This is a genomic window from Deinococcus yavapaiensis KR-236, assembly GCF_003217515.1.
In the GTDB taxonomy this organism is placed as follows: Bacteria; Deinococcota; Deinococci; order Deinococcales; family Deinococcaceae; genus Deinococcus_A; species Deinococcus_A yavapaiensis.
Map to the genome: position 1 here is coordinate 32,774 of NZ_QJSX01000005.1, position 19,412 is coordinate 52,185.

At 66.4% G+C, this 19,412-nt stretch carries 19 protein-coding genes; 13 read left to right on the forward strand and 6 right to left on the reverse strand.

Annotated elements, in window-relative coordinates; all coding sequences use genetic code 11:
• Window positions 1-10: 10 nt before the first annotated feature.
• Window positions 11-2,029 (reverse strand): cation:proton antiporter, encoded by a 2,019-nt coding sequence (locus DES52_RS07480; RefSeq protein WP_110886190.1) that lies wholly within the window; start codon window positions 2,027-2,029, stop codon window positions 11-13.
• Window positions 2,030-2,082: 53 nt separating this feature from the next.
• On the opposite strand from DES52_RS07480, the gene DES52_RS07485 reads away from it, so the two are divergent.
• From DES52_RS07485 to DES52_RS07495, 3 genes are read left to right on the forward strand one after another with little or no spacing between them, the layout of a single operon-like run.
• On the forward strand, window positions 2,083-2,625 hold the full coding sequence (locus DES52_RS07485; RefSeq protein WP_110886191.1) for a MogA/MoaB family molybdenum cofactor biosynthesis protein: 543 nt from the start codon (window positions 2,083-2,085) through the stop codon (window positions 2,623-2,625).
• The gene (locus tag DES52_RS07490) at window positions 2,622-3,221 is read left to right on the forward strand and encodes a hypothetical protein (protein ID WP_110886192.1); all 600 of its coding nucleotides are present in this window, start codon (window positions 2,622-2,624) and stop codon (window positions 3,219-3,221) included. Before DES52_RS07485 ends, DES52_RS07490 begins: the two co-directional genes overlap by 4 nt.
• A 32-nt stretch (window positions 3,222-3,253) precedes the next feature.
• Window positions 3,254-3,472: a DUF350 domain-containing protein gene (locus DES52_RS07495; RefSeq protein WP_110886193.1), complete on the forward strand. Its 219-nt coding sequence runs from the start codon at window positions 3,254-3,256 to the stop codon at window positions 3,470-3,472.
• A gap of 5 nt (window positions 3,473-3,477) precedes the next feature.
• Here the strand turns inward: DES52_RS07495 and DES52_RS07500 are convergent, their stop codons facing one another.
• Window positions 3,478-3,687 (reverse strand): hypothetical protein, encoded by a 210-nt coding sequence (locus DES52_RS07500; RefSeq protein WP_110886194.1) that lies wholly within the window; start codon window positions 3,685-3,687, stop codon window positions 3,478-3,480.
• A 181-nt stretch (window positions 3,688-3,868) separates the two neighbouring features.
• Here DES52_RS07500 and hslO point away from each other — a divergent pair, with 181 nt between their 5' ends.
• The 4 genes from hslO (at window position 3,869) to DES52_RS22850 (ending at window position 6,992) form a co-directional block, all read left to right on the forward strand.
• On the forward strand, window positions 3,869-4,741 hold the full coding sequence (gene hslO, locus DES52_RS07505) for an Hsp33 family molecular chaperone HslO (protein ID WP_110886195.1): 873 nt from the start codon (window positions 3,869-3,871) through the stop codon (window positions 4,739-4,741).
• Between the two features lie 56 nt (window positions 4,742-4,797).
• Entirely contained in the window at window positions 4,798-5,748 is a 951-nt protein-coding gene (locus DES52_RS07510) for an RluA family pseudouridine synthase (RefSeq protein WP_110886196.1), read from the forward strand.
• A gap of 95 nt (window positions 5,749-5,843) precedes the next feature.
• Window positions 5,844-6,473, forward strand: coding sequence for a superoxide dismutase (locus DES52_RS07515; RefSeq protein WP_110886197.1), 630 nt, complete (start codon window positions 5,844-5,846; stop codon window positions 6,471-6,473).
• 162 nt (window positions 6,474-6,635) lie between these two features.
• The gene (locus DES52_RS22850; RefSeq protein WP_170130940.1) at window positions 6,636-6,992 is read left to right on the forward strand and encodes a hypothetical protein; all 357 of its coding nucleotides are present in this window, start codon (window positions 6,636-6,638) and stop codon (window positions 6,990-6,992) included.
• A gap of 98 nt (window positions 6,993-7,090) precedes the next feature.
• Here the strand turns inward: DES52_RS22850 and DES52_RS07525 are convergent, their stop codons facing one another.
• The 4 genes from DES52_RS07525 to DES52_RS07540 form a co-directional block, all read right to left on the reverse strand.
• Window positions 7,091-9,340 (reverse strand): tetratricopeptide repeat protein, encoded by a 2,250-nt coding sequence (locus DES52_RS07525; protein WP_110886199.1) that lies wholly within the window; start codon window positions 9,338-9,340, stop codon window positions 7,091-7,093.
• 70 nt (window positions 9,341-9,410) lie between these two features.
• On the reverse strand, window positions 9,411-11,480 hold the full coding sequence (locus DES52_RS07530) for an ATP-binding protein (RefSeq protein WP_110886200.1): 2,070 nt from the start codon (window positions 11,478-11,480) through the stop codon (window positions 9,411-9,413).
• A gap of 177 nt (window positions 11,481-11,657) precedes the next feature.
• The gene (coaD, locus tag DES52_RS07535) at window positions 11,658-12,146 is read right to left on the reverse strand and encodes a pantetheine-phosphate adenylyltransferase (protein WP_281268562.1); all 489 of its coding nucleotides are present in this window, start codon (window positions 12,144-12,146) and stop codon (window positions 11,658-11,660) included.
• Window positions 12,143-12,670 (reverse strand): RsmD family RNA methyltransferase, encoded by a 528-nt coding sequence (locus DES52_RS07540; RefSeq protein ID WP_245900801.1) that lies wholly within the window; start codon window positions 12,668-12,670, stop codon window positions 12,143-12,145. Before DES52_RS07540 ends, coaD begins: the two co-directional genes overlap by 4 nt.
• A gap of 55 nt (window positions 12,671-12,725) precedes the next feature.
• On the opposite strand from DES52_RS07540, the gene DES52_RS07545 reads away from it, so the two are divergent.
• From DES52_RS07545 to DES52_RS07570, 6 genes are all read left to right on the forward strand, one after another.
• On the forward strand, window positions 12,726-13,367 hold the full coding sequence (locus DES52_RS07545) for a TetR/AcrR family transcriptional regulator (RefSeq protein WP_110886203.1): 642 nt from the start codon (window positions 12,726-12,728) through the stop codon (window positions 13,365-13,367).
• Window position 13,368: 1 nt separating this feature from the next.
• Window positions 13,369-14,169: an SDR family NAD(P)-dependent oxidoreductase gene (locus DES52_RS07550; protein WP_110886204.1), complete on the forward strand. Its 801-nt coding sequence runs from the start codon at window positions 13,369-13,371 to the stop codon at window positions 14,167-14,169.
• A gap of 49 nt (window positions 14,170-14,218) precedes the next feature.
• The gene (locus DES52_RS07555) at window positions 14,219-15,655 is read left to right on the forward strand and encodes an aldehyde dehydrogenase family protein (protein ID WP_110886205.1); all 1,437 of its coding nucleotides are present in this window, start codon (window positions 14,219-14,221) and stop codon (window positions 15,653-15,655) included.
• Window positions 15,652-16,212: a molybdenum cofactor guanylyltransferase gene (mobA, locus tag DES52_RS07560; RefSeq protein WP_110886206.1), complete on the forward strand. Its 561-nt coding sequence runs from the start codon at window positions 15,652-15,654 to the stop codon at window positions 16,210-16,212. The genes DES52_RS07555 and mobA overlap by 4 nt, the downstream gene beginning before the upstream one ends.
• A 19-nt stretch (window positions 16,213-16,231) precedes the next feature.
• Window positions 16,232-18,166: a S9 family peptidase gene (locus tag DES52_RS07565; protein WP_110886207.1), complete on the forward strand. Its 1,935-nt coding sequence runs from the start codon at window positions 16,232-16,234 to the stop codon at window positions 18,164-18,166.
• 116 nt (window positions 18,167-18,282) lie between these two features.
• Window positions 18,283-19,407 (forward strand): acyltransferase, encoded by a 1,125-nt coding sequence (locus tag DES52_RS07570; RefSeq protein ID WP_110886401.1) that lies wholly within the window; start codon window positions 18,283-18,285, stop codon window positions 19,405-19,407.
• Window positions 19,408-19,412: the final 5 nt, after the last annotated feature.

A 19,412-nucleotide genomic window follows, 5' to 3' on the forward strand; every position in this document is an offset into this window, starting at 1 on the left:
CCCTCCGGCTTCAGAGGGTCACCTTGTCCTCGTAGCACCACGCCCACGTCTCGCCTTTCTCGACGCTGCGAACGAGCGGATGGGCCGTGGTGTGGTGATGTTTCGTCGCGTGCTTGTTCTTGCTGGAGTCGCAGCAACCGACGTGCCCGCACGTCAGGCATACCCGCAGGTGGACCCACGAGTCGCCGGAGGCGAGGCATTCCTCGCAGCCGTCCGTTCTCGGAACGACGGTCGTGGCGGCGGAAGTGTGCGTGCAGGCGCTCGAAGCCCGCTGGGATGGAGTCAGTGAGACCTCGGCGGCGGGCACGAAGCGTTCTTCACGGCGTTGCGGACGTGGACCAGTTTCGGACATGTCAGACCTCAAAGCGTGGGCGAGGAGTTCGAGGACTTCGTCGTGGTCGCTCATCACATCATGAGCGCCCGCCGAGCGCAACTCGTGGGCGTGACGCTCCTCGGCGCTCGCGACGACGCGCACGTTCGGGTAGTTGGCGCGCACGACGGAGACGACGCGGCCCGCCATTTCGACTTCGTCGTCGGGCACGATCAGCAGGCGCGCTCGGTCCGCGCCCGCCTCGGCGAGCATGTACGGACGGCTGTAGTCGCCGAGCATGACGTGATAGCCCGCCTGTTGAGCTTGCTGCGCTCCGTCGGGACTGAGAGTGACGATGCCGAACGGCACGTCGGCGGCGTGCAGCGCCCCCGCGATTCGCCTTCCGAGGTCGCCGTACCCGGCGATGAGCACGTGGTCGCGCAGCCCTCCGAACCCTTCGTGGGGTTCGGCAGTGGAGGACGCGGGCGTCGATTTCGAGAATCGCTCGCCGATCGTCCCGCCGAGCCGCGCGAGGACGGGCGTGAGGGCCATCAGGACGACCGTGGCGGCGATGAAGGCTTGGGTGCCGCCCGTACCGAGCCCGGCGGGCGACAGGCCGTACTCGCGGCCCGTGCGTTCCAAGACAAAGGAGAACTCGCCGATCTGCGCGAGCAGGAAGCCCGCGCCGAGAGCGACGCCGGGCGCGTATCCCAGGAGACGCGCGCCGAACGCGGACGTGAGGGCCTTCACGGTGACGACGAGCAGCAGCACGCCCGCGACGAGAGGAAGGTTCGCGAGCAGAAAGCGCACGTCGAGCAGCAACCCCACGGACACGAAGAAGGCGGCGCTGAACAAGATCTGCAGGGGCAGGACCTCGCCGAGCGCTTGACGCCCGAAGCGGCTTTCGGATACGACGAGGCCCGCGAGGAACGCGCCGAGGGCCAAACTCACCCCGGCGACGGAACTGATCCAGGCGGTGCCGAAGCAGATCGCGATGACGGTCAGCAAGAAGATCTCTTGCGAGCAGGTGCGCGCGACGGCTTCCAGGACGAGCGGCATCACGCGCCGCGCGAAGATCAGGACGCCCGCGACGAGCAGGGCGGCCTTGCCGAGCGCCCACACGATGTCGAGGGGTGATCCGCCTCGTCCGCCCAAGATCGGCACGAGCAGGACCATCACGACGACGGCGAGGTCCTGGAAGATCAGCATCCCGAGGCTCACCTGGCCCGTCTCGGAGCTCGTTTGGCCCTTGTCGGAGAGAAGCTTCATGACGATCGCCGTGCTCGACAAGGCCAGCAGGCAGCCCGTGAAGATGGCGGCGTTGAGGGCCACGCCGAAGGGAATCAGGGCGAGGGTCGTCACGACGATGACTCCCGCGACCTGAAGGCCGCCTCCGACGAAGATCAGGCGCCCGATGCGCGCGAGGCGATCGAGGCTGAACTCGATGCCGATGGCGAAGAGCAGCAAGATCACGCCGAGCTCGGCGGCGGCGTTGATGAGCTCTTCGTTTCGTACGAGCCCGAGGACGCTCGGGCCCGCCACGACGCCGGCGAGCAGAAAGCCGATGATCGGCACGAGGCCGAGGCGGAACGACAGGTACGCCACGCCCGCCGCGAGCAAGGCGAGCAAGGTGAGTTGCGGAAAGAACGGCGGCGCTTCTCCGGCGGCGAACGCGGTCGACGCGAGCAGGAAGGCGGCCAGCCCCACGAGTCGCTTCATAATGCAGAGTATCATCACGAAGCTTCACGAAAACTTCGGGATAGACTCCGCGCATGGGCCGAGAAGAGCACGTCTCCGCGAGTCCCGAGCGCGTTCGGGCCGCCGTCCTCACGATCAGCGACACGCGCACGTCCGAGACGGACAAGAGCGGACGTTACCTGCAAGACGCCTTGTCGTCCGCAGGGCACGACGTCGTCGGATACCGCATCGTGCCCGACGAGGCCGACGAGATTCGGGCCGCCTTTCACGACTTCTCGCGTGTCGCGCAAGTCGTGATTTCGAGCGGTGGAACGGGCATCACGGGGCGGGACGTGACGGTTCCGGTCGTGGAAAGCCTGCTTCGCAAGCCGATGCCGGGCTTCGGAGAACTCTTTCGCATGCTCAGCTACGCGGAGGTGGGCGGCGCGGCGATGCTGAGCCGAGCGGTCGGGGGATTGGCGGACGGAGCCTTGATCTTCGCGCTTCCGGGCAGCTTGAACGCGGCGCAAACGGCGTGGGACAAGCTGTTGAAGGACGAACTGGGGCATCTGGTGTTCGAGATGTTGCGGCACGCGCCGAGCGAACGGGCATCGAACGGGCCGGGGAACGCTTCGTGATTCTCGCGTACGTGCTGCTGTGCCTCGCGGCGCTCGTGTACTGGGGCGCGCGCATGGTACGGTTACGGCGCGCGGGATTGTACGAAGCACGCGGATGGCTGGTGCCCGTCGGGGTGGCCTTGCTGTTCGTGGGGTTGCTTCGCGAGGAGACCGCCGTGCTGATCGGCGTGGGCGGCGCGCTCGCCCTTATCGGGGAGTTCTTTCCTCAAGTGCGCAGGCGACGCGGCAAGAAGGCGGCGCAGCCTCCGCTGTTACCGAAGTTCGAGCGTTGGAGCACGGCTCGCGAGCCTCACACGCCCGACATCGAGTTGTACTTGGAGGAGACGGGCGCCCGGGTGCGCAACGTCGGGGCCGTGACTTTGCACCTTCGCGGCTGGTCGCCGAGCGGATACAACGGCTGGCTCAAGCTCTACTCCGAGGAGGACGGCGCGCCCGTCGAGGCGTTGGCGCCCTCGGCCTTCGCGCGCCTCTCGCCGTGGCCCATGCCGAACCGGGGCGTGCGCGTGTGGTACGTGCGCGAAGACGCGCCGAGCGAGGACTTCGTCTTCAAGGCCGATTGGGAAGAGTCGGCGCGGCGCCTTCGCGAGTTGAATTAGCGGTCTTCGCGAAGGTGTAGACTTTTCTCACAATGGACATCTCGAGGGAAGTCGGCATCCTGCTGCTGTCGGTGTTGTACGCGTTCGTGGGCACGTTGCTGCTGTTGGTCGGCTATCGGCTGTTCGATCGCTTCACGCCGACCGACGCGCAGAAGAAAATATTCGAGGAGGGCAACGTCGCGGTCGCCGTGTTGTTCGGCGGGTTCTTGGTCGGCCTCGCGATCGTCATCGCGGCGGCCCTCAGCGGCTGATCGTTTCAGCGGTCGCGGTCGTCGGTTCGGCCGCTTTCCGCCGAGCCGAGGGCGGGCGCGTTCGTGGCGCCCGTGTTCGGAATGGGAGGAAGCGGTCCTCGGTCGCGCAAAGCTTCGCCGGGCGTGGAGGGATTGACTTGGTTGCCGCCGCCGTCCTCGACTTCCTCGACGCTTTTTCCGAGGGGCGGGATGCCGGAGAGTTTGGTATCGTCCATGCCTCACCTTGCGCCCGCGAGACGCGAGAAGGGTTGGAGGAACGCGAAGCCGTCTTACGCTTCGACTTGATACGAGTCGTATCAAGATTTCTTCCTCTCCTCGTTCAAGATTGGCAAATCTGTCCTATTTTGGCGCGAGCCTTACCCCTACACTAGTTCGGTGACTTCAGGAACTTCCTACATGCTGCGCGGCACCGCTGCGAACGACACCCTGCGCGTCCTCGCCATCGACGGGACCGCCCTCGTGGAAGAAGCGCGCACGCGACACGACCTCAGCCGAACGGCGTCCGCCGCGCTCGGACGCGCCCTCATCGGATCGCTGCTCCTCGCGCAAGTCCTCACGAAGACCGACGACGGACGCGTCACCTTGCGCATTCAAGGCGACGGACCCGTGGGTTGGATCGTCGTGGAAGGCTCTGCCGACGGGCTCACGCGCGGCTACGTCCGCCAACCGCATGCCGACCTGCCGCCGCGTGAAAGCGACGGCAAACTCGACGTGCGCGGGCTTATCGGCCAAGGCGACCTCGCCGTGACGCGTCTGCTGGAAAACAGCGAGCCGTACACCGGCACGGTCGAACTCGTGTCCGGCGAGGTCGCCGAGGACCTCGCGTACTACCTCGCGCGCTCCGAGCAGATTCCGAGCGCCCTGCTGCTCGGCGTGTACGTCGAAGGCGGCCGCGTCACGCACGCGGGCGGCCTGCTCGTTCAAGCCATGCCGGGCGCCAGCGACGAGACCCTCGCGCGTCTCGAAGCGAACATTCGCGCCATGGGCAACATCACCGACAACTTGCGGCGCGGCTCCATCCTCGAAGCCACGCAACGCGCCCTCGACGGCCTCGGTCTCACCTTGCACGAGCAGGCCACGACCGCCCGCTTCGAATGCCGCTGCTCCGAGAAGCGCGCGTTGTGGTCCCTCGCGTACTTCTCGCCCGCCGAGCGTCAGGAGATGATCGACGAGGGCGGCCAAGAAGTCGTATGCCACTGGTGCGGCCACAAGTACCAACTGCAACCCGACCAGATCCGCTCGCTCGACGCGCCGCACGCGCAAGCCTAACTTCTTTTCCCCGGCTCCCCTCTTCCATCACGGACAGGGGGGCTATTCTTTGCGAGATGACCGACCTCCTTTCCTTCACCGCCACGCCGGGACGGCTCGACGCCGTGCTGAGCGTCCTGTCCGGCATCAGCCGCTCGCAAGTCGCCTCGCTCATCGAAGGCGGGCTCGTGCGCGTGAACGGCGCCGCGGCCAGCAAGAGCGGCTTGAAGCTCAAAGGCGGCGAGATCCTCGAAGTGACCGTGCCGCCGCCCGCTCCGAGCGACGTCGTGCCCGAAGACGTTCCCCTCGACATCCTCTTCGAAGACGACGCCCTCATCGCCGTGAACAAACCGCCCGGCATGGTGACGCACCCCGCGCCGAGCGTGAACAGCGGGACCCTTGTGAACGCCTTGCTGGGCCGCATGACCTTGCCGGAGCAGGAAGGCGCCCTCGGACCCGACGGGTACCGCCCGGGCATCGTCCACCGCCTCGACAAGGACACGAGCGGCGTGATCGTGGTGGCGAAGACCGTGGAAGCGCACGCGCGCCTCGCGGCGGCCTTCAAGGACCGCGACACGAGGAAGACCTACCTCGCGATCTGCGGCGGCACATGGACGGCCGAAAAGACGACGAGGATCGACGCCCCGATCGGACGCCACCCCGTGGAGCGACAAAAGATGACGGTCGGCGGCGGCGCGGCGCGCGAAGCGCAAACGACCTTCGTGCCCCTCGCGACGGTCAGGACGAAAGGGCGGACCTTCGCGCTCGTGCGGTGCGAGCCGAGAACGGGCCGCACGCACCAGATTCGCGTGCACCTCGCCCACCTCGGCTCGCCCATCGTGGGCGACGAGACGTACGGCCGCGAAAGCGACGCCATCGGCCGTCAAGCGCTGCACGCCTGGCAGTTGCGTCTCCCCCACCCCGTCACGGGCGACGAGCTTCACCTCACGGCGTTCCCGCCCGACGATCTGCTGAGCGCGTGGGTGAAGCTCGGAGGCGACATTCCAAAAATCCTGACTTCAGAATGAGACATTTGCCGGAATGTCCCGCGTGAAGGCGGTTTTAAGATGAGCGCGCACCGCGAACGCTCGCTTCGACTTCGCGGCTATGAAAGGAGCCATTCATGCCGAAATACGAACTGCCCCCCCTGCCTTACCCCAACGACGCCCTCGAGCCGCACATCGACGCCCAGACGATGGAGATCCACCACGACCGTCACCACGCCGCGTACGTCAACAACGCCAACGCGGCGCTCGAAGGTCTCGACGACCTGCAAGCGCTGAGCCCAGAGGAGCTCATCCGCAACCTCGACCGCGTGCCGCAAGACAAGCGGGGCGCGCTTCGCAACAACGCGGGCGGGCACGTCAACCACTCGATGTTCTGGCAAATCATGGGCCCGAACGGCGGCGGTCAGCCCACGGGCGAACTCGCGGCGGCCATCGACGAGGCCTTCGGGTCCTTCGACGCGTTCAAGCAGAAGTTCACGCAAGCGGGCATCACCCGCTTCGGATCGGGCTGGGCGTGGCTCGTCGTGAAGAACGGCAAGCTCGACGTCGTCTCGACCGCCAACCAAGACAACCCCCTCATGGGCGAGGCGGTCGCAGGCGTCGGCGGCACGCCGATCCTCGGATTGGACGTGTGGGAGCACGGCTACTATCTCAAGTACCAAAACAAGCGCCCCGACTACATCGCCGCGTGGTGGAACACGGTGAACTGGGACAAGGTCGCCGAGCTGTACACCGCCGCGAAGTAACGCGCCACGCGAAACAACCGGCAATGCCGCGACGGGAGGACCCACGGGCCCTCCCGTCAACATTCGTGCGTCATGCAGGAATCACCGAGCGCGACGTACCTTGCGAAAGCCGGTCGGCAAGGAGGGCGCAGCATGTCAGCGAATCGGGAAAGAAGGGCGCAGGTGCCGAGGTGGGCAAGGCGGCTGATCGTCGGGCTCGGCACGGCGGTCATCGTCGCGGCGGTTTCGGGCGGGACGCTCGGCGTGCTCGGCGCGGCGGCAGGATCGGGGGCGGACGCGGGGCGTGCTGCCGCCGCCTTCGCGGGTTTGGCCCTCGGCGTCGGGACACCCCTCGCGCTCGTGCACGCCCTCGTCGTCGCGCCCCTCGCCGCGAAGGCGAGGCACGCTGCGTGGGCGTTCGTGACACACCTCGTCGGGGGCGCCCTCTTGGCGAGCTTGCTGAGCGTGACGCTCGCTCCGGTGGGCGCGTTGGGTGGAGCGGTGTTCTTCGCGCTCGAACGACGTTACGGTTCCGAGTAGTGCTGTTCGGCGAGGCACGCGGGCGACCGTGATGAACGCGCGGTCGGACTCGGCGCTTCACGGGCCGCCGAAAGGCGGCCCGTGAAGCGCCGAGCGGCTCAACCGGGAATGAGGCTGATCGGCGTTTCGATCTCGACTTCCGCGCCGACCGGACCGAGCATCACGCCCGCCGCCGTTGACTGCTTCACGCCGAAATCCTTGAACGCCCCGCTCGTGTCGACCTTGATGTACACGGCGCTCTTGGCCCCGGCCGTCAAGACGCCGCCGACGCCCGCCTTCGTGCCCAGCGTGAGGGTGATCTCTCCTTCGAAGGCGTACTCGAGTTCGGCGAATCCGCCGCTCTCGACGAACAGGAGTTCGCTTTCGAGCACCGTGATTTCCACGGCGACCTTTTCGCAGTTCACGCTGAGCTCGGCGATCTTCAAGTCCGCCTTGAGCTTGTACGGTCCCGTCAGAGGACATTCGAAGGCTTCGGGCGCTTCCTCTTGAGGTTGCGCTTCGGCCTCGGCCGTGCCGTCGCAGTCCATGCCGTCCGCCACACGAGTCTCGTATTGCGCCCACAAGTTCCCGGCGCTCGACGCCGTCGCGAGAAGGTTCGAGATGAGGTTCTCGGCTTCCTGCTGCGCGGTGAGGCGCGCGAGCTTGAAGTCGACGGGATCGGAAATGTTGCTGGCCAGACCCGTCGCGACGCGGTACATGGGGTCCATCAGTTCGGCGTAGGCGCCGTCGAGACGCAGCATCGACGTGCGCCAGCGAGCGTGGGCCTCCTTGAAAGCGGGGCAGCGCATCGCGTTGTACTTTCGCCTCACGCCCTCGCGACAATCGGAGTCCCGGCAAGCCGTCAGCTCGGGCGTTTCCGCCGCCGCGATGTCCTTCATGGCCTGCGCGAAACGACCGCTTGGCGTGCGCGAATTGAAAAACACGGTCTGCTGCGAGTTCGGCTTCGTGGCGTCGAACTGCGACCCGCCGAAGTTCACCGCGCCTTCGTCGCGCGTCAACTCCTCAGCGACGAGCGCGAAGCGCTTTTTGAGGGTCGGTTCGAACGGCAAGGCGGTGATGCGGAAGACGATGTCGTACACGCGCGCCTTGGCGAGTTCGTCTCCCGGCGAAGGTCGCCTTGCCTGCACGAGGCGTGCCGCCTGCTGTTGTTGCAACTCGGCGACTTGCTGCATTCGTGCGTCGCTGCGCTGGCGATACCATTCCTGCAACTCTTTCACTTGCTCGAAGAACGCTTGGCCGTCTTGCACGTTCTTCGGGTACTTCAAGCTCGGAAGCTTCCAACCGCGTCCACGCGACAAGTCGTACACTTCGTGAGCCGGGGTGAGCACCAACGTGCGCGCGGCCGTACCGGTCGAGGTCGAAGTCGGCGTGGACGGGGGCGCCGTCGGTGGTGAGGACGGTCCTCCGGGCACGGCGGGCGGCGCGGGAGGAGGCGTCGCCGTCGCCGTCGAGGCGTTCTTCGGAGCGGGACCACGCCGCCCTGCGGCGGCGAAGTACGTCACCGCTTCGGTCTTCTTGCCTTGTGCCCGCAAGGCGAGCGCGAGGTTGCGCTTCGCTTCCGCCAAGAACGGGTCGAGGCGTACGGCTTCTCGCAAGGCCGTTTCCGCGTCGGCGAAACGCCCGAGGGTGAGCAGCGCGTGACCGCGCGCGTTGAGCATCACGGCGCGCGACACGAAGGCGCCGCTCGGCGTGCCGAGCTTGTTCGCCTCGTCGAGGAACGAGAGGGCTTCGTACGGCATGCCGAGCAAGCTCAGCAAGCCTGCGGCGTTCACGAGATGCGCGGGGTTCTTCGCGTCTCGCGCGTGCGCCGCCAAGAGGGCGGCGAGGGCGATGGCAGGACGGTTCTTGAGGACTCCGGTCGCGACGACGCCTTGGAGTTGCGCGGCCGTCTTGCCTTGCAGCAAGTTCGCGAGTCGGTCGATGTCTTTTTGCGGCGCGTCGAGGTAGGCGGCGTGACGCGCGCCGTTCAGGGCCTCGGCGAACGTCACCGCTTTCACCGCGCCGCGAACGGGCGCGGGCGTGCCGGAAAGGTTGCCTTTCGCTTTCGCCCTCAAGCGGTCAAGTTCGGCTTTGGTGGCCTTGTAGTTCGGGTCGCTCGGCGACATGGCGCTCAGCGCGCGTTCATAGGTGCCGATCACCGAGAAGTCCGCGCGGACGTCCGCGCGGTTGGGAAAGCGATTGGCGAACGCGGCCTCCAGCAACTGCGCGGTCACGTCGTCATCGGTTGCGGGAGGGGCGTCGCTCCAGCCGACCCAACGCTCGCTCGTGACGGCTTGGGCGGACGCGACGTCGGCGAGGCAAACGGCGAGGGGGCTCGCGAGCAGCAAGGCCGTCAGGAGGCGTTTCATGATGCGCAAGGTACGCGGCCGATCATGATCGAAGCGTGGTTACGGCATGGCGCGCCGTCCGCTCGGCACGTCAGGAAGCGTCGACGAGGACGAGGCGTGCGGTGCGGGCGGCGGCGTCGCGTGCCGAGCGCGCCGCGTCGACGTCCCCGTTCGTTTCGAAGCACCCGGCGGCCTCCTCGAAGAACATCGTGGCTTCGCGAAACTGCGCGGACGCCTCGGCGATGACGGCCGCTTGCGAGAGCCAATCGGCGGCCTTCGCGAAGTCGCCGCCTCGGAGCCAGTGTCGCGCGACGCGGCTCGGCGCGGCGTCGTAACGCGGCAGGACGCGCGCGGCGCTTCGGTGCAGCAGGCGCCGAACGGTGTCGGGCATTCCGACGTCGACCGCCTCGTACACGAGGTCGTGGCTGAAGCGTTCACCGCGCGTGATCTGAGCGGCCTCCAACTCCTCCCAAGCGGTCGCCGTGTCCAGCAAGGGCGCGCCGAGAACGTCCGCGACGAGTTCCACCGAGAAATCGCGCTGCAGCACGGCCGCCGCCCTGGCGGTTTGCAAAGCGGTCGTGGACAGACGGGCGAGCCGACGCGCGATGAGATCGCCGACCCTTCCGGACGGAAGAAGTCGCTCGGGAAGGCCCGAGGCGAGCTGGTTCGACTCGATGAGGTGCTTGACGGTTTCCAGCAAGAAGAGCGGATTGCCGCCCGCGTACGACGCCAAGCGCGACCGCAACTCCCCTTCGCCGGGCACGCCGACTTGTTCCAGCAAGGCGAAGCGGCTTTCGGGCGCGAGAGGACGCAATTCGATGTGCAAGGCCATTCCTCCTTGCACGAGTTGCTCCAACAGCCGCAAGTTCGCCTCGGACGTTTCGCCCGTGCGGAGCGTCGCGATGACGCGCGGCATGCCGCCAGGTTGACCGAGCGGATACGCCCCGCCGAAGAACGACATGCCGTCCTCGACGCTCACGTCGTCGAAGAACTGCCAGTCGTCCACGATCATGGTGGTGATCCCGGCGTTCGTGGCGAGCGCGAAGACGCCCATGGCTTGCCGAAACCGCAGCACGTCCAGGTGGTTGGTGAGGGGTGGCGGCGCTTCGCCCGCCTCGGCGAGTTCGGGAAGATACCGTGACATCTCCAGGCGCACCCACGGTTCCAACGGCAAGTCCGTGTGGCGGTTCAGCAGCGTCCGAAAGGCGCGCGCCGAGGACGCGCCCGGCTGGTTCGTGTCGCCGGGACGTCCTTCGAGCACGTGATACTCACCCTTGCTCGACGCGAAGTCGAGCGCGAGCCTCGACTTGCCGACGCCGGGCTCGCCGCTCAGGAAGATGAACTTGCCCGCCTGCCACGCCTCTTCCAAAGAGGCCCACTCGCCCTCGCGTCCCACCAGGACCGGGGGGCGCAGGACGCTGAGAGGAATGTCCGTCCGCGCGACGCTGGGAACTTCCACGCGCCCTTGGCTGACGAGGCGCGCGAGTTCCTTCGTTTCCGGCAGAGGTTCCACGCCGAGTTCGCGTTCCAGCACGTCCTTGCACTTGTGGTACGCCTTCAACGAGGCGGGGCGGTCGCCGCGCAGGTAGTGAAGCCGCATCACGCGCCGCCACGCGTCTTCGGAAAGGACGTCGAGGTCGAGCAGGGCCGACGCGTGCCGCAAGGCTTCGTCGAAGCGTCCGTCTCGTTCGGCGCGGTCGCTTCGGTCGCGCCAAGCGGTGAGACGACGCTCACGTAGCCGTTCTTGCTGCAGCGCGATCCAGTCGTGGAGTTCTAAGCAGTCGTCGTAGCTCGAGCCTTGCAGCAGTTCTCCGTCGCTCGCGAGCACGTCCTCGTACCGGCCTTCCTCGAAGGCCTGCCAGACGCGCTTGACGTCCGTGGAAGCGTCCTCGGCGAGCGTCAGGACTTCGGCGCCTTCGACGAGTTCGGCGCTCGTGGCGCTTCGCAGCTTGCGCAGCAGGTGCACGAGGTTGTTTCTGGCGGCGGCTTCGCGGGTGTCGGGCCACAGCAACTCGGTGAGTTGGGCGCGTCTCGTCGGCCCTTCGAGCGCGAGGTACGCCAGCAGGGCCGCCGCCTTGCGCTCCAGAACGAGCGTCGCTCCAGCATCGGAATCAAGATGAGGAACTCCGAGCAAGCGAACGTGCCAGGACGAGGCGGTCATAGGATCGCCTTCAGTGTATCAATCCTCACGAGGAGCGCCATGCTTCTCGTGAGTGTCCCTATCGCGCGGGTCGCGCCGTCGAGGTGGAGAACGATGACCGAACGCGGTGAAGGCCACGGCGGGCGTACTCGGGCACCTCACGGCGACCTTGGTCGAAGAACGCCTCACCGGTCGATGTCAGGGCAAGGCGGCGAATTTGTGTTTGAGGGCCTTGTCGGTCGCGGCGGGCACCATTTTCGAGACGTCGCCGCCGTACGAGGCGATTTCGCGCACCATGGAGGAGCTGACGTAACTCCACCGTGTGGCCGCCATGATGAAGACGGTCTCGACGTCGCCGAGTTGGCGATTGAGGTGCGCGATTTGCAGTTCGTACTCGTAATCCGAGACGGCCCGCAAGCCGCGGATGATGACCGAGTTGCCCTGCTCGCGCATGTACTCGACGAGCAGGCCGCCGAAAGTGTCCACCTTGACGTTGCGCAGATGCGCCGTCGCGGCTTGGAGGATCTCGAGGCGCTCTTCGAGGGTGAAGAGGTGCTTGCCGGTCTTGCGCGCGTTGTGCATGACGGTGACGGTGACGGTGTCGAAGATGCGCGCCGCGCGCGTCAGCACGTCCATGTGTCCGTTCGTGACGGGATCGAAGGAGCCGGGGTAGACGGCGTGTTTCACGATGATCGAGTGTACAGCGTGAGGACGTTGCTGCCGTAGACGCGCCGCTCGGCGTTCCATCCTTCGGCGCTCGGCGGGGTGAGTTGCACGGGGTGTTGCACGACGAGGGTGCCTTCGTCGGCCACGACGTGCGACGTGAGGACGGCTCGGGTCGCCTTGGCGATGTCGTGCTCGTACGGCGGGTCGAGGAAGACGAGGTCGAAGCGTCCGAGGCGCGGCAGGAGGGCGAGCGCGTCGCCGTGGAGGACGCGCGCGTCGAGACCGAGGGCGCGCGCGTTGTCTTCGAGGGTCTTCACGGCGCGCTTGTCCTTGTCGATCAGGGTGACGGCGTAGCCGCGGCTGGCCGCTTCGAGGCCGACGGCGCCGCTTCCGCCGTAGAGGTCGAGGAAGGCGCCTTCGTCGAAGCGAGCGGCGAGAAGGTCGAAGAGGCTTTTTCGAAGGCGGGCGCCGGTGGGACGGGCGCTTTCGGGAACTTTGAGGGCGCGTCCTTTGGCGACGCCCCCGAGGATGCGGAGGTCGGGCACGACGTCAGGATACCGCCTCTTGACAAGTGACCAAAGGTCAGTAAATATATGACCCGTGGTCATCAAGCAGCGCGCCCGCAACGACGAGGACAAGACCGCGCGGCGCGAGCACATCCTCGACACCGCCGTTCGCCTGTGGGACGAGCGTCCCTACGACGAGCTCACCATGAGCGACCTCGCCAAAACCGTCGGGTTGGCCAAAGGCACGCTGTACCTCTACTTCCGCACGAAAGAGGAAGTGTTCGTCGCCGTCCTAGAGCGTCTGCTGTGGACGTGGTTCGCCACCGTGGACGAGCGACTCGACGCCAAAGAACACGCGGCGCCCGGCGAAGTCGCCGACCTGCTCGCCGACACCTTGCGAGGCCAGGAGCGCATGGTTCGCCTGCTCGCGCTTCTCAACACCGTCTTGGAGCAAAACGTGAACGTCGAGGTCGGCTTGAAGTTCAAGGCGGACCTCGCCGAGCGGCTCGCCATTACGGGGGCGCGGCTCGCCCGCCTGCTTCCCGGCCTCGACGGACCGCGCGTCCTGCTGCACATGAACGCCCTCGTGATCGGCCTGTTCACCGTCACCGCCGAGACGCCCGCCCTGAAAGCCGCCCGCGACCACGAGTCGCTTCGCCACCTCGCGATGGACTTCGACACGGAACTTCGCTTCTCGCTCGCCGCCTTGCTGGGCGGCCTCACCCAGGAGGTATGACATGATCCACGCCGCGCGTCCGCTCGCCCTCGTCACCGGAGCTTCCGGCGGCATCGGAGAAGACATCGCCCGAGAACTCGCCGACCGAGGCCACGACCTCGTCCTCGTCGCGCGCACGCAGGGCAAGCTCGAAGCGCTCGCCGAACGGCTGCGGGTGCAGTTCGGCGTCACCTCGCACGTCATCGCGCTCGACTTGTCGAAAGCGGATGCGCCCGCGCGACTCGAAGCCGAGCTGACCGCGCGCCACCTCACCGTCGACGTCCTCGTGAACAACGCGGGCTTCGCGAGTTACGGCGAGTTCTGGACGCTCGATCTCGCGCACGAGATGAACATGATTCAAGTGAACGTCGCCACGCTCGTGGAGCTCACCCGCCGTCTCCTGCCCGGCATGGTGGCGAGAAAGCGCGGACGAATCCTGAACGTCGCCTCGACCGCGTCGTTCATGCCGGGACCGCTCATGGCCGTGTACTACGCCTCGAAGGCCTTCGTGTTGTCTTTCGGCGAAGCGATCGCCGAGGAACTGCGGGGCACGGGCGTCACCGTCACGACCCTCTGCCCCGGCCCGACGACCTCGGGCTTCCAGGAACGCGCCGGCATGCAAGACTCGAAGCTCTTGCAGCAGGGCTTCGTGCGGATGATGACGAGCGCTCAAGTCGCGAAGCTCGGCGTGGACGCTTCGCTGCGCGGTCAGCGCGTCATCGTGACGGGCGTCCTGAATCAGTTGCAGGCCCTCACCCCACGCTTCTTGCCGAGAAGCGTCGTTGTGGGCGTCGTCAAAGCTGCACAGGCCCGCGGCCACTGAACGTCCGTGACGCTAAACTGAACTCATTCCACTTTCCTGAGGTCGCGCCATGACGTCCATCCTGCCCTCACCGCAAGACTCGCTGCCGGACTTCTCGCTGCCCCACGCGATGCTGTCACGCCGCGCCGCCGACCCCACCTTCCGCTCGCTTCCCTCGCGCAAGATGCGCCTTCGCAAGCTCGCGGCGGCCGTCAAGGCGTACCGCGCCGACATCGCCGAAGCGCTTCGCCGCGACCTCGGCAAAGGCCGCGCGGAAGCCGAGGTGAGCGAAGTGCACTCCGTGCGCCTCGAAATTCGCCTCGCTCTCAGGAACCTCGACCGTTGGGCGCGCACGCGGCGCGTCGCCACGCCGTCCACTTTGCTGATGGCCTCGTCGCAAGTGCGGCGCGAACCCAAAGGCGCCGTCTTGATCCTCGCGCCGTGGAACTACCCGGCCAATCTCGCCTTGACGCCGCTCGTGTCGGCCATCGCGGCGGGCAACACCGTGGCCCTCAAGCCTTCCGAGAAAGCGCCCAGAACCGCCGAGGTGCTCGTGAAGCTTTTGCGCGAGACCTTCGCGCCCGACGAAGTCGCGGTCTTCACCGGCGGCCCCGAGGTGGCGCGCGGTCTTTTGGAACTGCCGTGGGATCACGTGTTCTTCACGGGTAGCACGCGCGTCGGACGCGAGGTGATGCGCGCCGCCTCCAAGCACCTCTCCCCCGTCACCTTGGAGCTCGGCGGCAAAAGCCCCGCCATCGTGCACGCCAGCGCCGACCTCAAGCTGGCCGCCGAGCGCGTCGCGTGGGCCAAGTTCGTCAACGCCGGTCAGACGTGCGTGGCGCCCGACTTCGCCCTCGTGCACGAATCCGTCGCGCTCCGATTCGTGTCCGAGCTCAAGAAGGCGACCGTCGTTTCGTACGGCGAGGCGGCGCGCTTGCAAGGCAATCGCGACTACGGGCGGCTCGTGGACGAAGGGTCGGCCGAACGCCTGCAAGCCCTCGTGGAAGACGCGGTGGCGCTCGGCGCGAAGGTGGAGATCGGTGGAAGCGCCGCGCCGAGCGAGCGCTTCATGGCCCCGACGATCCTGACGAACGTCGACGGTCACATGAAGGTCATGGAAGAGGAGATCTTCGGGCCCGTCCTGCCGATCTTGACGTACCGCGAGGAAGTCGAGATCGCGTCGCTCGTGACCGAACTCGGCTCGCCGCTCGCCCTGTACGTCTTCGCCGAGGACAACGGTTTCGTGGAGCGCACCTTGCGTGACACGCGCTCGGGCGGCGTCGTCGTGAACGGAGCGTTGTCGCACATCCTCAATCCGCACCTGCCCTTCGGCGGCGTGGGACCGAGCGGCATGGGCAGCTATCACGGCGAGTGGGGCTTCAAGACGTTCAGCCACGAACGCGCGGTCTTGCGACAAGGGCGATTGTCCGCGCTCAAGGCGATGACGCCGCCGTACGGTCGTCCCGTTCCGCGCCTCACCGCGTGGCTGCTGCGCCTCATTTCGTGAAGCTCGCCGGGGCCATCACGGCGGGCGGACGCTCCAAGCGCTTTGGCACCGACAAGGCATTGTTCGAATTCGAGGGCCGCTCGCTGCTGCGGCGCGTCGCGGACAGCTTGGACGACTGCGAACCGAAGTTGCTGATCGCGCCTCCCGGCAAGTATGACCTCGGCGGCTGGCGCCTCGTGGACGACACTCGGCCGGGCGAGGGTCCGCTGGCGGGTCTCGAGGCGGCGCTCGCACAAGTGGACGACTGGTTGGCTTTCGCGGGCGTGGACTTGCCGTTCGTGCGTCCGGAGTTGTGGAACGTCCTCGCGCGCTTCACGCTCGGCGCGGACCTCGTCGTGCCGCTCGACGAGGCGGGGCGGCGCCAACCCTTGTCGGCGCTGTACCACGCCTCGCTTCTGCCCCGAGTCACGGCGTTGCTGGACGGCGGCGAGCGTAAGCTCAACGAGCTTCAGCAAGCCGCGCGAACGGTGTTCGTCCCGTGGGCGCACGTGTCGCATCTCGGACCGCACTTGTTCGTGAACCTCAATACGCCAAGTGACTTACCCCGCGCACCTTGAATCGTGTTAGAACTCGGACGTGCTCCAACCTGACAGCTTGCTGAAGTTCGTCTTTCCCTCCGATCCGCAACTCTCTCCCGACGGCGGACGCGTCGCCTTCGTCTTGTCTCGCATCGAGGAAGAAGACCTCGACAAGATCGACAAGGACTTCGCCAAGCCGAGGTACAAGAGCGCCGTGTACGTCTCCGACGGCGGCGAACCGCGCCAAGTCACGAGCGGCGAAAAGGGCGACCGCGCGCCGCGCTGGTCTCCCGACGGCGAGACGCTGCTGTTCGTCTCGAGCCGCAGCGGCAAACCGCAATTGCACCTCCTGCCCCTCGCGGGCGGCGAAGCGCGGCAACTCACGCGCCTCAAGACGGGCGCGTCCGAAGGTCAGTGGAGTCCCGACGGTACCCAAGTCGCCTTCTTGTCGCGCGGCGACGACGAGGACAAGTCGAACGAACGCGGCGAGGCGAAGGTCGTCGAGCGCCTCGTGTACAAGTTCAACGGCGCGGGCTTCTTGCCCGTCAAGTCGGCGGCCCTGTACGTGCTGAACGTCTCGTCGGGCGAGTCGCGGCTCGTCTTCCAGCCCGAGACGTCCATCTCGGACTTCGCTTGGAAACCTGACGGCAGCGGGTTCCTGGCGATCATGGCCAAAGACGAGACGGCGTTCGCCTCTTGGGAAAACGAAGTGTTCGACATCGACTTGCAAGGTCAGGTCAAGCAAGTCACCGATTGGCGCTCCGGCTTGTTCAGCCTCACCATCCACCCGAGCGGCGCGAAATTCGTCGCCACGGGCCGCCCGAGCGACAAGACGAACGTCGAGGAAGGCCACATCTTCGAGTTCGACTTGCAAGGCAATTGGAAGCGCCTCGACGAGAAGGTCGACTTTCCGGCGGGCAACATCGTGGCGGGCGACTGCCACGTCGGCAGCTTTCCCGGCAAGCCTTCGTACGTCGGCGAGGACCTCGTGTCGCTTTACACCGTCGGTGGCAGCGCCGGACTGTTCGCCCTGCAAGACGGCGAAAAAGTCGAGCGGGTGTACGCCGAGGGACGCGTCGTTTCCGCCTTCACCGCCAACGCCAACGGAACCGCGTACATTCAGGAAAGTCCCAGCGAGTACCCCGAGGTGTTCCTCGGCGGCCGCAAGATCACGAACCTCGCCGCGAAGCTCGGCGACTTCCCGATTCGCCAGCCCGTGCGCGTCACGGCGACGCACTCGGACGGCACCGAGGTCGAAGGCTGGGTGCTGCGCAACGGCGAAGAAAACCAGCCTGCCATCCTCACGGTTCACGGTGGACCGCACACGGCTTACGGCCATGGCTTCATGCACGAGTTCCAACTTTTTGCCGATCGCGGTTACGCCGTGTGCTACGCCAACCCGCGCGGCTCGGTCGGCTACGGCCAAGCGTTCACGTCGGCAATCTTCGGTCGTTGGGGCACCATCGACTACGAGGACCTCATGGCCTTCTTCGACGCCTGCCTGAGCGCGATTCCCGACCTTGACGCTTCGCGCACCGCCGTCATGGGAGGCAGTTACGGCGGCTTCATGACGAACTGGGTGATCGGGCACACGGACCGCTTCACGTGCGCCGTCACGGACCGCTCCATCTGCAACCTCGTGTCGTTCAACGGCACGTCCGATATCGCCCCGCGCTTCTGGCGCGACGAGTTGGGCCTCGAGTACATTCGCAGCACCGACATCGAAGGGCTTTGGAACATGAGCCCCCTCAAGTACGTCGAGCACGTCAAGACCCCGTGCCTCATCGTGCATTCCGAGGAAGACCACCGCTGCCCGGTCGAGCAGGCCGAGCAGTGGTTCACGGCCCTGAAGTTGCGCGGTGTCGAGACCCTGTTCGTGCGTTTTCCCGGTGAGAACCACGAACTGTCGCGCTCGGGTCGCCCCGACCGCCGCATGGTGCGCCTCGAGCACTACCTGCGCTGGCTCGACAGCCACCTCGGCGTGGGCGGCTGAAGCGTTTGCACTTGAAGCGGACCTTCGTGAGGCCCTCCGAATTCGGAGGGCTTTTCCGTTCGTTCACGAGCTTCGTGCGCGGCGTCAGCTCGACAAGAGTAGAATTGGCGCTCAGCATGGCCTCCACCTCGGTGACCTCGCCCCCACTCGCTCATCCTGTCGACCCGCCCTTCGTCGCTCACAGCGCCCCCGCTCAAAAGTCGCGCATCGAAGCCATCAACATTTTTCGGGGGCTCGCCATCCTCGAGGTCGTGATGCACCACACCACGGGCATGGCGCTCCGCTTCGTCGATCCGGGCGGCCTCGCGCACTTCCTGCTGGCGGTGGTGAATCGCATCCTGCACTTCGCCGTGCCCGGCTTTCTGTTCATGACGGCGGTCGTCCTCACGCGAAGCGCCCTGAAGCGCTTCGAGCCGAAGAGCTACTACTGGGGCCGCGTCAAGAAGAGCCTCATGCCATACCTGATCTGGACCGTACTGTACGTCCTCTTTCGCGTGTGGACCGAGCAAGATCCGCGCGGCGTGCTGCAACAGCCCGAACGCTGGCAAGTGTGGCTTCAGTACGGCAAAGGGTACTTCCACTTGTACTTTTTGCTGATCGCCTTGCAGTTCTACCTCGTGCTGCCCCTCGTGCTGCCGCTCTTTCGGCGCAAGTTGAACTTGCCGTTGCTGATCGCGGCGGCGTTCGGCTCGCAACTGGTCGTGTACCTGCTCAACCGCGAGGGCGTCACGAACTGGCGGTTTCCCGCCACGATGGCCGTGTGGTACATCCCCGCCATCACGCTCGGCATGTACTTCGGCGCGCACTACTCGGCCTTCGAGAACTTGTGGCGCAAATGGCGTCTGCCGCTCGTGGCGAGCGCCGCCGTCGGCTTGGCGTGGTACTTGCCGCAAGCCTACGCCGCGCTCGTTGGCTCGCGCGTCGACAACTTCTCGTACAACACCGCGCACTGGGTGTACACCACGACCTTCGCGCTCGTCCTCTTCGGCTTCGCGCACTCCTTCGCCCGAGCGCCGCAGTGGTTTCAGCGCCCCCTGGCGCGCCTAGGAAGCGTCAGCCTGCAAATCTATCTCGTGCATCCCGCCTTGCTGTTCTTCTTCGAACGCGAGGGTCTGCACGGCGAGCCTTTCAGCGTCGCCGTGCAAGTGCTCGTGGCTTTCCTCGCATCGCTGCTCGTTCCGTTCGTGTTCGCGCGCCTCTTGGAAGGAAAGAAGCTGAGTCTGTGGCTGTTCGGGCGCTAAAATAG

What these genes read in the sequence shown, in the direction of transcription:
- DES52_RS07510 (WP_110886196.1), top strand. Translation starts at nt 4,798, where the DNA reads ATGACCGACCTCCTTTCCTTCACCGCCACGCCGGGACGGCTCGACGCC.
- hslO (WP_110886195.1), top strand. Translation starts at nt 3,869, where the DNA reads ATGCTGCGCGGCACCGCTGCGAACGACACCCTGCGCGTCCTCGCCATC.
- DES52_RS07555 (WP_110886205.1), top strand. Translation starts at nt 14,219, where the DNA reads ATGACGTCCATCCTGCCCTCACCGCAAGACTCGCTGCCGGACTTCTCG.
- DES52_RS07530 (WP_110886200.1), bottom strand. Translation starts at nt 11,480, where the DNA reads ATGACCGCCTCGTCCTGGCACGTTCGCTTGCTCGGAGTTCCTCATCTT.
- DES52_RS07485 (WP_110886191.1), top strand. Translation starts at nt 2,083, where the DNA reads ATGGGCCGAGAAGAGCACGTCTCCGCGAGTCCCGAGCGCGTTCGGGCC.
- DES52_RS07480 (WP_110886190.1), bottom strand. Translation starts at nt 2,029, where the DNA reads ATGAAGCGACTCGTGGGGCTGGCCGCCTTCCTGCTCGCGTCGACCGCG.
- DES52_RS07515 (WP_110886197.1), top strand. Translation starts at nt 5,844, where the DNA reads ATGCCGAAATACGAACTGCCCCCCCTGCCTTACCCCAACGACGCCCTC.
- DES52_RS07550 (WP_110886204.1), top strand. Translation starts at nt 13,369, where the DNA reads ATGATCCACGCCGCGCGTCCGCTCGCCCTCGTCACCGGAGCTTCCGGC.
- DES52_RS07570 (WP_110886401.1), top strand. Translation starts at nt 18,283, where the DNA reads ATGGCCTCCACCTCGGTGACCTCGCCCCCACTCGCTCATCCTGTCGAC.
- DES52_RS07500 (WP_110886194.1), bottom strand. Translation starts at nt 3,687, where the DNA reads ATGGACGATACCAAACTCTCCGGCATCCCGCCCCTCGGAAAAAGCGTC.
- DES52_RS07495 (WP_110886193.1), top strand. Translation starts at nt 3,254, where the DNA reads ATGGACATCTCGAGGGAAGTCGGCATCCTGCTGCTGTCGGTGTTGTAC.
- DES52_RS07525 (WP_110886199.1), bottom strand. Translation starts at nt 9,340, where the DNA reads ATGAAACGCCTCCTGACGGCCTTGCTGCTCGCGAGCCCCCTCGCCGTT.